Origin of the sequence: Marinobacter sp. RI1 (genome assembly GCF_041155085.1) — a bacterium.
GTDB lineage: Bacteria > Pseudomonadota > Gammaproteobacteria > Pseudomonadales > Oleiphilaceae > Marinobacter > Marinobacter nauticus.
On record NZ_AP031605.1, the window covers coordinates 2444993 to 2457528 of the forward strand.

The window sequence follows — 12536 nt, forward strand, 5'->3', positions numbered from 1 at the left end:
CTGTTTAGTTTCCTGCCCTGCACACCGTCAAAAGCGAATACCGGCTTCAACAAAAAACTGATTATGATCTTCGATGTTGTTGTCTGAGCTTAGCTCAGGTTCCCGGTTCAGGTAATGTTGCATGGATAGCGCGATTTCAGCCGTATAACGGGGCTGGAATATCTGTTTCACCAACCGGGTATCAAAGCGTTCAAACCGGGTGTTGAATTCGTCGGCCCAGTAAAATGCACCAGACCACTTAAAGCCTGCGGGAAGATCCTGAATAATCGCCAGGCTACCCGAGTGCCGGACAGACATCCGCTCCAGCAGTTCGGTCATGTAGCGCTGCTCGTTTTCGTTTACCGTGCCGTCAGATTCCAGAATCGGCGCGCCGGTATACCAGGTCTCCTGATCAAGATAACCGTAGCTTGCTCGAAGCAGGGTGCCGGGGAAATCGAGGCTGGCTTCAACCTCAAAGCCCTTCTGGTCAACGGCCACGTTGTTTTCCAGCGTCCACTCCTTGAGCTGGATAACGCCACTGATCATGTCTCTGAGCTCATCGCGAAAGCCTCTGACTTCAAGCGAGAACAACGCTTGATCCAGAGGAAACTGCCCGAAGTAGCTGATTTCGTGAGAGGTAATGGTCTCCTCCTCAAGATCGTTACTCAGTGTGAGGATACCTGTTTCCTGGGCGGCGTCCTCAATCGTGACGCGGCGACCTTCAAGGTCAGAATAGATTGCCGGTCTGACATTACGCAGGGTGTATCCCCAATCAGGGCTTTGTTCAAAGCCATCAGGAGTTCTGACAGCCTGGGAGAACACAAACCTCAGGGCGTGGTTATTGTTCACCACGAAGTTTGCGGCTGCGCGGGGCGAGAAATAGCTGTCGCCTGTGGTGCTGGTTCGCTCCCAGTTGCCGCCGGCATTAAAGGTGACCCATTGCCAGGGACTGAATTCCAGGTTGCCGAACAAGCGGGACTGATAGTTGTTTCCGCGCCCGTTGAAGTAGGTTTCTGAACGGAAGATATCTTTACGGAAACCCGCGCCGGAAACCAGTTTCAGGCTGTCGCTGACAATCAGCGTATCCTGAGCTTCCAGTTCAATCCGGGTATCTTCGGAATCTGCATCCACTACTGCAAAAGCGTCGGGACCGCCCTGGGATATGAAACAGCGCCGTTCCCGCCCGCCGGCCGTGTACGTGTACTCATACAATGGAGTGTTGTTTCGGAGGCATTCCACCGTGCTGTCCGGGAAACTGATGGCATATTCCTGGCGCCGGTCAAAGTTCTCAACGCTGGCCTGCAAGTGGATGAAATGCTCGCTTGAGAAACTATGGTTGAGCTTGCTTTGCAGATAGTAGTCCCGCACGTCGATGTCCGGATGGTCCAGCGGATTGAGTTCGCCGCTTTTGTCCTTGTCCTGGTATTTGGTGCCATCGACCACGCCGCCCTGAAGTTCCAGGTTAGTCCCCGGCGTAAATGTCAGTCGAGAATCGTAGATAAAAGAGTTGATGTCGTGGCCATCATTGAACGGGAAACGTTCATCGTCATCGATCTGATAATCAAATCCGTCGAACTTGCGTTTCTCGAAACTCAGGCGCCAGTCGTAGCTCGAATCCGCATTGCCGGTGGAGGCAAACGTGCGCAGGTAGCCCCTGGAGCCACTGGTGACCGTCGTTTCCAGGTTGGCGCTGTCCGCAGGATCCCGAGTAATGATATTGATAGTGCCCAGAAATGCGTTGATACCATAGGCGGCCGAATTCGGTCCTCTGGCTACCTCAATGCGCTCGATCAGCTCGAGGGGCACAGGCATGGTTTCCCAGTCCATGTCGGACAGGGTTGCCCGGTGAGCCGTCCGGCCGTCTACCAGAACCTGCATTCTCCGCTGTTCGTAGTGGACTGTGCCGTGGTAGGTAACCACGGGCTGATGGCTGCCAACAAAGTTCACCACCATGCCTGGCACCAGGCGGAAGACTTCATACAGGCTTCTGATACCCAGGTCCCGGATCAGGTCTCCCCCAATCACCGTCGTACTGCCGGGCACTCGGGTTTTGGGCTGCCGCAGTCTGGTGGTGGTCAGCACTTCCGGTATCGTGGCGTTCAAGCCGGGAATACTGTCCTCGAAACCGGAATCGAGAGTTTGTGCGGTGCCGGGTAATGCCGTCCCGCTCAGCGCTGCAGAGAGGGAAACCGACAGCCATATGCGTCCTTGCAAGCGATGAAGAGAGCGTTGCTTTGCAAACCGGTAATTCGTAATGGCCATGTGTGTCGTTCTATAATTTGCCGAGATGAAAATATTGTTATGGTTCTCAACTAATCCTAAGTGAGAGAGCCCGATTTGTCTCCATAAAGAATACAGATTTTCCATCATCGGAGTTGCTGTTGTATGAACTGTTGGGATCTTCTCGGAATCGAGCCTACCGGCGATCAGGATCAGATACGCCAGGCCTACGAGCGTCAGTTGAAGTTTGCCTCCGGCGACGAGGCCCGGGCACTGGAGCAGGCCTACCGTGAAGCAACCGGTGGCGCCGAGCCCCAATTGAGTGCCAGTGCGCCGGACGGAGTCCCGTCATCAAGCCCGACAGACAATGATTCCGGACAACTCCGCTATGAAGACGCTGATTCCCGGGCGTTTACGTCCGAAGAGGCCCAGGTTACCCGGGAAGTCATTATCCAGATCAGGGCGTTGATGAACGATAATTACCGCCAGCAGGACGTTGCTATCTGGAAGGCCATCCTGTGTGAACCCCCGGCAGATCGTGTTGATGTTCGCCGGGAGATTGGTCGCCAGTTGGAGCCCCAGGTTCGCCCGCTGGCAGAAAATGGCGCGCTTCCTGCTCCGGTCGCGCGCTTTCTGGGGGACTGGTTCGAGTGGTTCAGCCTGAAAGATGTTGTTGAAGAACCGGATCCACGGACTTACCCGGAGTCGGATATGCTATCTGGCCGAGGCATGGGGGAGGGGGAAAGCGATTCCGCCGACCAGCCTCCACAGATGGTGAATTTCTGGCCGGCGGTTATTGGCTGGATTGTGGGATTAGCGATTCTGGCAACCATTTTCGGAGGCATGGGCGGGGGCTGATTTTGCCTGTTGAATTTTCTCACGATACTTCTGCGCAAGAATGGCCCCGACAATCACCTGGATCTGGTTGTAGCACATAATCGGCAACACGATCATGCCAAACCCCGGATGGCCAGAGAACAGCACTTTGGCCATCGGCAAGCCAGATGCCAGGCTCTTCTTCGAACCACAGAAAACCACCGCGGCTTCATCCTCCAGACTGAACCCCAGCTTTCGCACCATCAATCGAGCGATCAGCATAAACAGCCCCAACAAGCCGAAGCAGATCAGGATCGCCAGGACGATGGCCTGTACCGGAAGGTTCTGCCACAACCCGCTGACCACGGAGTGAGAGAAGGCGGAGTATACGATGATCCAGATCACACACTGGTCATAGCGCGCCATCAGTGACTCATTGCGTGACAGGTAGCCGCCGAGCCAGGGGCGCAGGGCATGGCCAACCGCAAATGGCAGCAGTAGCTGAAGCACGATGTCTTTCAGTGCCTCGGCAACCGAGAACTCTCCGGCGCCCGAGGTGGATACCAGGAGCAGCAACAGAAACGGTGTCAGCATCATGCCGAACACATTGGATGCGGCCGCACTGCAGATGGCAGCCGGTACGTTGCCCCGGGCCATGGCGGTGTAGGCAATCGAAGAAGATACAGCGGATGGAAGCACGCCCAGATACAGAAAACCCAGCCCCAGGTCTTTGGGCATCCACTCGGGCGCAATAGTGCTCAGTTCATTGACCGGCAGTACGGCAAGGGGGAAAAACACGAAGGTGAGGGCGGTAATCAGGATGTGCAGCCGCCAATGGGTGGCACCGTCGATGATCTGCTGTCTGGACAGAGCTGCGCCATGAAAGAAAAACAGTAAGGCCACCGCGATGGTGCCTGCGGTGCCGAGCGCTTCTGCCGCCTGTCCCGTTACCGGCAGGAACGAGGCGAGAACAATGGCGCCAAGTAACAGCAGGGTAAAGGTGTCTATCCGGAATTTCACAGCTTACTCCTTACCACTAAGGGCATTGAGGCTTGGTGTCAGAAGCGCCCTCGACAGTGCCTCCGCTTTATCGGCATCTTTCCGGCGAATGGCTGCCAACAGCAGTTCGTGGGCTTCCTGGCTGGGTTCCGGAAGGTCTGAATCCATTTCGGTGCGCTCGATGGTCTGGCTGACCGCGTGAGAGAAGTAATCGTAGAGTTCGATCAGGGCAGAGTTGTGGGAGGCGCGTACCAGCGAGTGATGGAACCACTCATCGTGCCGAATACGCTCTTCAACGGCTTCCCCGGCTGCCGCTCGCGCATCCAGTGCCTCGGTCATGGCTTTGAGATCCGCATCGGTGCGGCGCCTTGCCGCCAGACGGGCCGCTTCTGTCTCCAGCATAATCCGCACTTCAATCTGTTCGGCCAGCTGGCTTCGGGCAATGCGCCGGAGTGTTTCTCCGGCATCCCGATTGGCACGCACGTAAGTGCCGTCGCCCTGCCGGGTCTCCAGCATGCCAACGTGCACCAGAACCCTTACGGCTTCCCGAATAGTATTACGACTGATGCCCAAAGCCTCCGAGAGCTCTGCCTCGACGGGTAAGCGAGTACCTACCGGCCATTCTCCGCTCTCAATGGTTTGCCGAAGACTTTCAATAGCGGTTTCGACCAGCGAGCCTTTGCGGATTGGTGTCAGCATAATGGATCATCCCTCTATATGGTGACCCAATCATCCTATGTTTGGGCGCCCGATTCAACCCTTGCTTAAAACTCATGAGATACCTCGGCGGGGCGGTTCCGCGCTGCCGGGCTCAGGCGTTCACCGGGTCAAGAAACTGGTAGTCCGCGGTATCCACTGACCGGGTCGCAAACCGGTAACTGAAGGTGAAGCCGGGCCAGTTCACGGTGTTTCGCCCATGCTCGTCCAGGTACCAGGAGCTGCAGCCAGCGTCCCATACACTGCCTTCCAGACCGCGCTGGACCACCTGGCAGTATCGGCTCTGGCGATCCTCCCGTACATCCATGGCCGCGCCGGGATAGCGGGAGAGGGCGTCCAGGGCACTTAACACGTACCGGTACTGAGATTCGAGCATGAACAGAATCGAATTGTGTGCCAGGTTGGTATTCGGGCCATAGAGCATGAAGAGATTGGGGAATCCACTGACTGAGATGCCTTTGAAAGCTTTGCTGCCGTTGGACCATGCGTCATTCAGCGTCAGGCCCTCACGGCCGGCAATGTGGATGGGCGAGAGAAACTCGCTGGCCCGGAAGCCAGTTCCGAAGATGATGATGTCGGCAGGCCGGTGCTCGCCTTTTTCAGACACAATCCCGGTCTCGTCTATTCGGGCTATGCCGCCTGTGAGCAGGTTGACGTGGGGCTGATTGACCGCTCGGTACCAGTCGTTGGAGATCAGGATTCGCTTGCAGCCAATGCGGTAATCGGGGATCAAATGGTGGAATTTATCCGGGTCTGTTACCCAGCGGCGGGCTTCTTTTCGGGCCTGATGGGCGAACAGATCCAGAATCCACGAGAAACGGGTAAATGCCAGAGCCCGGGATTCGTTCTTCCAGTAGATGAGGCCCCGGTAGAGGCGATCCCACAGTGGCAGCTTTTTAAACAGTGTTTGCTCAAATTGGTGAAACGGCCGGTCCGGCTTGGGCAATACCCAGGCGGCTGAGCGCTGGTAAAGGTCCAGTTGCCCGACCAGTGGCGTAATTTCGGGCACAAACTGAATCGCGCTGGCGCCGGTTCCTATTACCGCAACGCGCTTGTTGCGAAGCTCGGTGTGGTGCTGCCATCGGGCGGAATGAAAGCAGGCGCCGCGGAAGCTCTCGAGCCCCGGAATGTTCGGCATGGCTGGCCGGTTCAACTGGCCAGTGGCGGTGATTAACACGTCGGCGCTGAATGTGTCGCCGGTTTCAGTCAAGATATGCCAACGGTTGCTGTGGTCGTCAAATGTTGCGGACGTTACCGCCTGATTGAACTGGACGTGAGGCTCCAGTTGGTATTTGCGAACACAGGATTTCATGTATTCGAGGATTTCAGGCTGAGCTCCGAATTTCCGGCTCCAGTCGTGTTTGGGCTCGAACGAGTAGGAGTAGAGGTGGGACTGAACATCGCAGGCCGCACCGGGGTATGTGTTGTCGCGCCAGGTTCCGCCCACACCGCCGGCTTTTTCCAGCAGAGTCAGGTGCGTAAATCCTGCCTGTTTGAGTTTGATGGCCATACCGATTCCGCCGAATCCGGTACCGATAATCAGAACAGAAGGTTTTCGGGTACGAGCGTGGGCCATGGATAATCCTTGTTATTGTTGTACACCAACGACTATAACGGCCTGTTTGTGTAATACATAGGCCGAATCAACCAGATTGATTGTCCGAAAAGGTCAGTAACTCCTCGGCTTTCTGAGCCATCAACTCCCGCAATACCGGCGACTCAAACTGGCGCCGGATACGAATGGCGTAAAACTCTTCGAATACGCCGGGCAGGGCACCGTAGTCCTTCAACTCGCCGTTTCTCAGCTCATCCCGGACCACCACCGGCGGCAGTATGGCGTAGTGCCCGCTGTCCCGGGTCAGCAAACGCATCATGGCCATGTCGTCTACTTCAGCGATGATTACAGGGTGAATGTGGTGGTGCTCACAGAGCTGATCGAAGGCCTGCCGTATGTTGTTGTCAGGCCCGGGCAGAATCAGAGGTCGGTCGCGCAGAATATCGGGAAATCCAGGGGCATTCTGGCTGCCCGGCGGCCCGATTACGCTGACCGACTGGCGGGCTATACGGCGTGAGCGCCAGGGCGTTTCTTCGTCACCTTGTACTGGCTGATTCGACAGAATCAGATCGAGTCGGTGCGCTGACAAACGGCGAAGAAGGTCGTCAAGGCTCCCGCTTTGCAGCTTGAGCTCCAGATCTTTTCGTCCCAGCAGGGGCCGCAGGAAGCCTTCCTGAAAGTTTCTGGAGAGGGTTGCGACCGCACCGACTTTCAGAGTTTCCCGGTTGGCCTGACGCCCGGTACGAAACAGCGCCTCCAGTTCCTCCCCCTGGCGGAAAATCTCTTCAGCGTAGGTAAAGGCGACCCGCCCGGCCTCCGATAGTCGCAGTCGACGCCCCTCCCGGACAAAAAGATCGTAGCCAAGGCTTTCCTCCAGCTTTCGTATCTGGCCGGACAATGCGGACTGAGAGATATGAAGTGATTCGGCCGCCCGGGTGAGGTGTCCGGTTCGAGCCACAGTCCAGAAATAGTAAAGGTGATGGTAGTTCAGACGCATGGTGGTCTCTTGTCTGTTCTTTAAAAGTGAACGATTTAATCTTTATAAACCATTTTATATATGAGTGCATTAACGGCAAAGTAGGCGTGAAACTGAAGGAGCCCAACATGACAACACTTACCACGACTGCTTCGCTCGTGCTGTTGATGGCCTGGCTGGCCCTGCCTGTTGCCCTGCTGGCGCTGGCTGGATTCGCCAACTGGACGAAAAACCCTCTCAAACTGGCTCATTGCTGGCGCCTGGCGGAAAGCGGTTTCAGGCTGTTGCTGCTGGCAACTGCCACCATTGGTGCAGTCCTGTTGTTTGACCGGCTGGTGTTTGATACCGGTCTGCCGGAGCTCGGTATTCGACTGGGGCTGTACCCGGATGGATTGGCGGTATGGATGGCTCTGATGGTCTGTTTCATTGCCTGGGTCATTCTTCGTTATACCCGGGACTACCTGCGTGGCGACCCGGCTTATAATGCGTTTTTGCCCTGGTTCCTCACTACAGTAGTCAGTGTACTGGTGCTGGTGTTTACCGATCACTTGCTGGTGCTGGCTGGTGCCTGGGTAGGCGTAAGCCTGTCATTGCACCAGCTGCTGACGCTGTACGCGGAACGGCCACAGGCTCGCCTCGCGGCAGCTCAGAAATTTATTGCCAGCCGGCTTGGTGATGCCGCCATTCTGGCAGCCGTACTGTTAATCTGGAATCACTACGGCAGCTTCCGCATCCCTGAAATCTATGCTTTGGGCGAACACCTGGGCCGTGAATCCCAGTCGCTTACCATCGCTTCTGTTTTGCTGGCGGTGGCAGCTGCGCTCAAATGTGCCCAGCTGCCTTTCCACGGTTGGCTGATCCGGGTGATGGAAGCTCCCACCCCTGTGTCAGCACTTCTGCATGCGGGCGTAGTCAACCTGGGCGGCTTCCTTTGGCTGCGACTGTTCCCGGTGTTTGAAGGCTTCACGGCAGGGCACATGATCCTGCTGGTTGTTGGCGGGGCAACCGCCATCGTCGCGGTGTTCACCATGATGACCCAGAATTCAGCGAAACATGGCCTGGTCTGGTCCACCAACGCCCAGATGGGCTTCATGCTGTTCGAGATTGCGCTGGGCGCCTACACGCTGGCACTACTGCACCTGCTGGCTCACTCCCTGTACAAGGCGCACTCGTTCCTGGCCGTTGGCCGTACCGTCAAAGTCTCCCGGATTGCATTTTCAGAGCAAATCAGCAAGTCGCAAGCCGGTCTCGCACTGCTGGCCTCTGGCCTGGCCGGCGCCCTGCTGTGGCAGGCCCCACAACTGGTGGCCCACAAGCCGGTACTGGCGGCATTGCTGGTGTTCGCGGTTGGCGCTGCCGTTCTGGGTACACCGGGAGCAAGCCAAAAAGGCGCCCGTGTCGTCGTGTTGCTGCTGGCCGTTGCCCTGGTCCCCCTGTACGGGGTGCTTAACTGGCTGCTGAGCAACGCTTTGCCTCAGACCGCACACACAGCCTTGCCGGTTGGTGCTGAGTGGTTCGCCTGGGTAGTTCTGGCCGTGCTGTTTATGTTGTCGCTGGTGCTATTCGCCCGCCCGCAGGGCGTGCTGGCGCAGAAGCTCCACTGGCACTTCAGCCAAGGACTCTATCTCGACAAGCCTTTCGAAAAGCTCACCCGCCGCTGGGCACAAACCTGGCTCAATGCCCACGGTAAACCGGCCGACATCCGACTGCGGCACAGGGCTCTGACTGGAGAAAGATCATGAACGCACCTGTTACGAATTCTGTTTCCTGTGAACAGGTCATTCCGGAGCTTGTTAATGAAGCCTGCGAACGAATCGCGCCCATCTGGCCGTTAGATCGCTGGATTGCGGTTAACCCCTGGTGGGGCAGCAGGACTGGACCTGTCGAGAAGGTTTCCCGAGAACTGGACAGTCTGTTCGGAGCAGGGTTGTTGATGCCTCCGGCTTTCTACCGGAAAGCCTGGGATGGCGGCCGTATTCAGCTTCCGCATCTTGAGGAAGCTGCCCGCGAAGCGGGCTTGAAAGATGATAGCCAGGCGCTCCTGGCCCAGCTTTCTGGGGCTGCATCAAATCAGCCCGGGTTTGTGTCGGCTCTTGGTTACACCCGCCGTGGTCGACAGGAACCGTCCCTCGAGGAGGTCCGGGAAGAGATCGGACGCGCCTGTGCGCGCTACTTCGACCTGCGCCAGAATCGCTGGCGGGTTTCTGGTACAAAACAGGATCTGTATCAGTTCTGGCTTAGTCAGTCCGGACGCTCACTGGTCCGGAAAGCCAGCATGGAAATGTTGCTGAAGCCTGACTGGCAGGAAGCCGCTACAAGGGTAGCTCGTGAGCTGCCTTACAGCAGCCGCCAACTGCCCCTGGTGATCCACCATTTGCTCGGACAGTTGCTGGGCTGGGCATCCTGGTGCAGAGGTGTGGACTGGCGAGCAGCACTGGGCGATCCTCATGAAAGCGGTACCGAACACTTCTGCGCGCAATTGGCGACCATCTGGCTCATTCATGAGGCCCATGCGCTGATCAATATGACTGAGGCAGAGCGTGAGAGCTGGCAGAATCGTTACGTCAATGCGTTCGATCTGGCGCCGGCCTCCGGTAATGAACAGGCACTCTGGATATGGCACCGGGCCTATGAGCTGGCCTGGCAGTCCCGTTTCATCGACGATATCCGCTCCGGTGAGCGGAGCCCGCTTGCGGAACCTGATACTGTGGCTGAAGTGCAGGCCGCCTTCTGCATAGACGTAAGGTCCGAAGTCATTCGTCGACAGCTGGAGAAGGTATACCCTGAAATCAGAACGCTGGGAGTGGCGGGTTTTTTCGGCATGCCCATTGTTCACCACAGGCATGGTCCAACCGATGACGACGCCCGGCTGCCAGGTCTGCTGGCGCCGGTGTATCGGTACTCGGAAACCCTGGGCAGTCCGTCAGAAGACCGGGAGCTGGACCGGAAACTGGACAGCCGCGAACAGGTTCGGGAGTCCGTACGCCGGGCCAAATACTCCAGCCTGTCTACATTCACACTGGTGGAAACCACTGGCCTTGCTTGGGCCTGGAAGCTTGTTCGCGACAGCCTGAACAGAAACTCTGCAAAAGCAGAGGCGGTGGAGTCCGGCAGGCTCCACCACTGCGTGGACGGCTATCCTTTGTCAGACCCTGAGCGGGTAAATCTGGCGGAGGGGCTTTTGCGGGCGATGTCCCTGACCAAAGGCTTCGCCAGCGTGTTGTTGCTGGTGGGCCATGGTGCCCATACGGACAACAACCCCAACGAAGCTGGTCTGGCCTGCGGAGCCTGTGGCGGCAAAAACGGAGGAGTAAACGCCAGAGTGGCTGCCGAGCTGCTGAATGACCGGCAGGTGAGGGCGGGCCTGGCAGAGCGCGGCATTGTTATGCCCGAGAGCACCATTGCTCTGGCGGCTGAGCATTGCACGATCACAGACAGAATAACCATTTTCGGGCGGGACCAGATACCCGACAGCCATCATCGGGTACTGAATACGCTGGTTGAGAAGCTTGAGGCTGCTGGCCAGGCCTGTCGCAGAGAAAGAGCCACCAGTCTTGGGCTTAATGGCAAGAGCGATGACGACCTGCTTGCCGAACTCAAACGCCGGACTTGCAACTGGGCGGAAGTTCGGCCTGAGTGGGGCCTGGCCAACAATGCCGGGATGGTGATCGGCCCCCGTTCACTTACTCGCTCACTGGATCTCGGGGGGCGCTGCTTCCTGCACGACTATGATCCTTCGCAGGACCCGTCCGGAGAGGTTCTGACCCTGCTGATGTCTGCGCCCATGGTGGTGGCAAACTGGATTAATCTGCAGTACTTCGGTTCGGTTGCCAGGCCGGATATCTTCGGTGCCGGCAACAAACTGCTGCATTCGGTGGTTGGCGGCAACCTGGGTGTCATCGAGGGGAATGGCGTCGATCTCAAGATCGGACTTCCGTTGCAGTCAGTATTCGACGGTGAGCACTGGCGCCATGAGCCAATGCGCCTTGCGGTGGTGATCGATGCACCAGCGGAACGCATTGAAGCGGTCATCCGGGGTAACGCGGATGTCCGGGCTCTGGTGGAAAACCGCTGGCTCTGGCTGCACCGAGTGGAGGGCGACCAGACGCTGCGTTACGACGACGGCAGGTGGGTAACCACCTGACCGCCGATCACATATTGCTGGCGTTGGCTGCCTCGGTGTATTGCCAGTCGATTGTTCTCGGTTGAACGCTGTCGGCGACAAAGAGGTGGCCAACGTCTGGTACCGCGTACCAGAGTTCACCACGGGTGGGGTTCTGGCGCGCAAACTCCGCATGACTCATGCCGATTTCCCAGATTTCATCGCTCTGCCAGCCTTCCGGGGCAAGTTCAATACGCACTTCCGAGCCGATCAGGCTGATGGCTTCAATGCGCAGGGGCAGGCGGGCCTTGGCCGCGGGGGATCGGGACAGCTGCACTTCGTGGGGGCGCAGGTAGAGCTGGGCTTCCTGATCCTGGCGAATCCCCGGCAAGGATACCCAGGCATCGCCCTGAACCAGTTTCTGACCTTTCACCAAGCCCGACAACACGTTGACGTGGCCCAGGAAGTCGAAAACGAACCGGCTCTCTGGCCGGGCATACAGTCCGGTCGGTGAATTCACCTGTTCCACCTGACCCTGGCTCATAACCACCACCTGGTCTGACAGCTCCAGCGCTTCTTCCTGATCGTGGGTCACGAAAATGCTGGTGAAGTGGTACTCGTCATGCAACGCTCGCAGCCAGCGGCGCAAATCCTTTCGTACTTTGGCATCCAGGGCGCCGAAGGGCTCATCCAGCAGCAGAATACGAGGCTGAGTTGCCAGCGCGCGAGCCAGAGCAACACGCTGTTTCTGCCCACCAGATAGCTGTGCCGGATAGCGTTTGGCCAGTTCCGGCAACTGAATCATCTCCAGCAGCTTGGCCACCCGTTGGCGGATCTCCTGCTTTGAGGGGCGCTGCTTTTTTGGGAGCGACTCCAGACCGAACGCTATGTTCTCGGCAACGGTCAGGTGCCGGAACAGGGCGTAATGTTGAAACACAAACCCGATGTTGCGGTCGCGAACGTGTAACTGGCTGACATCGTCACCACCGAACAGGATCCGGCCGGAATCCGAAGACTCCAGGCCGGCAATAATCCGGAGTAGGGTGGTTTTGCCGGAGCCAGAAGGGCCGAGAAGAGCGGTGAGCTGGCCTTCGGGGATATCCAGAGAGACATTCTTCAGCGCCTGAAAGCCGCCGAAGTGCTTGTCGATCTGGTCAATGGTGATACTCATG

9 protein-coding genes are annotated in these 12536 nt (G+C 57.6%); 3 read left to right on the forward strand and 6 right to left on the reverse strand.

Annotated features, from left to right (window positions below):
- Nucleotides 1-27: 27 nt before the first annotated feature.
- Nucleotides 28-2241, reverse strand: coding sequence for a TonB-dependent receptor plug domain-containing protein (locus tag ACAM27_RS11000; protein ID WP_369611938.1), 2214 nt, complete (start codon nucleotides 2239-2241; stop codon nucleotides 28-30).
- 123 nt (nucleotides 2242-2364) lie between these two features.
- Between ACAM27_RS11000 and ACAM27_RS11005 the strand changes: the two genes are divergently transcribed.
- The gene (locus tag ACAM27_RS11005; protein ID WP_369611939.1) at nucleotides 2365-3057 is read left to right on the forward strand and encodes a J domain-containing protein; all 693 of its coding nucleotides are present in this window, start codon (nucleotides 2365-2367) and stop codon (nucleotides 3055-3057) included.
- On the opposite strand, the gene ACAM27_RS11010 is transcribed toward ACAM27_RS11005, so the two are convergent.
- The 4 genes from ACAM27_RS11010 to ACAM27_RS11025 form a co-directional block, all read right to left on the reverse strand.
- A complete protein-coding gene (locus ACAM27_RS11010) occupies nucleotides 3013-4035 on the reverse strand; it encodes a bile acid:sodium symporter family protein (RefSeq protein WP_023010230.1) in 1023 nt (340 codons plus the stop codon). The two genes, ACAM27_RS11005 and ACAM27_RS11010, sit on opposite strands and share 45 nt — an antisense overlap.
- A gap of 3 nt (nucleotides 4036-4038) precedes the next feature.
- On the reverse strand, nucleotides 4039-4713 hold the full coding sequence (locus ACAM27_RS11015; RefSeq protein ID WP_369611940.1) for a FadR/GntR family transcriptional regulator: 675 nt from the start codon (nucleotides 4711-4713) through the stop codon (nucleotides 4039-4041).
- Nucleotides 4714-4825: 112 nt separating this feature from the next.
- Nucleotides 4826-6307, reverse strand: coding sequence for a flavin-containing monooxygenase (locus ACAM27_RS11020; protein WP_369611941.1), 1482 nt, complete (start codon nucleotides 6305-6307; stop codon nucleotides 4826-4828).
- A gap of 67 nt (nucleotides 6308-6374) precedes the next feature.
- The gene (locus ACAM27_RS11025) at nucleotides 6375-7283 is read right to left on the reverse strand and encodes a LysR family transcriptional regulator (protein ID WP_222197786.1); all 909 of its coding nucleotides are present in this window, start codon (nucleotides 7281-7283) and stop codon (nucleotides 6375-6377) included.
- A 107-nt stretch (nucleotides 7284-7390) separates the two neighbouring features.
- Between ACAM27_RS11025 and ACAM27_RS11030 the strand changes: the two genes are divergently transcribed.
- Entirely contained in the window at nucleotides 7391-9004 is a 1614-nt protein-coding gene (locus ACAM27_RS11030; protein ID WP_222197785.1) for an NADH-quinone oxidoreductase subunit L, read from the forward strand.
- A complete protein-coding gene (locus ACAM27_RS11035) occupies nucleotides 9001-11406 on the forward strand; it encodes a YbcC family protein (RefSeq protein ID WP_369611942.1) in 2406 nt (801 codons plus the stop codon). The genes ACAM27_RS11030 and ACAM27_RS11035 overlap by 4 nt, the downstream gene beginning before the upstream one ends.
- A 7-nt stretch (nucleotides 11407-11413) precedes the next feature.
- Here ACAM27_RS11035 and ACAM27_RS11040 read toward each other — a convergent pair whose 3' ends face one another.
- Nucleotides 11414-12535, reverse strand: a complete 1122-nt coding sequence (locus ACAM27_RS11040; RefSeq protein ID WP_369611943.1) for a sulfate/molybdate ABC transporter ATP-binding protein — start codon at nucleotides 12533-12535, stop codon at nucleotides 11414-11416.
- Nucleotide 12536 lies beyond the last annotated feature (1 nt).

Bases quoted from the DNA above. Each gene is read 5' to 3' on its own strand.
- ACAM27_RS11005 (WP_369611939.1), top strand. From the start codon at position 2,365: ATGAACTGTTGGGATCTTCTCGGAATCGAGCCTACCGGCGATCAGGAT.
- ACAM27_RS11030 (WP_222197785.1), top strand. From the start codon at position 7,391: ATGACAACACTTACCACGACTGCTTCGCTCGTGCTGTTGATGGCCTGG.
- ACAM27_RS11040 (WP_369611943.1), bottom strand. From the start codon at position 12,535: ATGAGTATCACCATTGACCAGATCGACAAGCACTTCGGCGGCTTTCAG.
- ACAM27_RS11015 (WP_369611940.1), bottom strand. From the start codon at position 4,713: ATGCTGACACCAATCCGCAAAGGCTCGCTGGTCGAAACCGCTATTGAA.
- ACAM27_RS11025 (WP_222197786.1), bottom strand. From the start codon at position 7,283: ATGCGTCTGAACTACCATCACCTTTACTATTTCTGGACTGTGGCTCGA.
- ACAM27_RS11000 (WP_369611938.1), bottom strand. From the start codon at position 2,241: ATGGCCATTACGAATTACCGGTTTGCAAAGCAACGCTCTCTTCATCGC.
- ACAM27_RS11020 (WP_369611941.1), bottom strand. From the start codon at position 6,307: ATGGCCCACGCTCGTACCCGAAAACCTTCTGTTCTGATTATCGGTACC.
- ACAM27_RS11035 (WP_369611942.1), top strand. From the start codon at position 9,001: ATGAACGCACCTGTTACGAATTCTGTTTCCTGTGAACAGGTCATTCCG.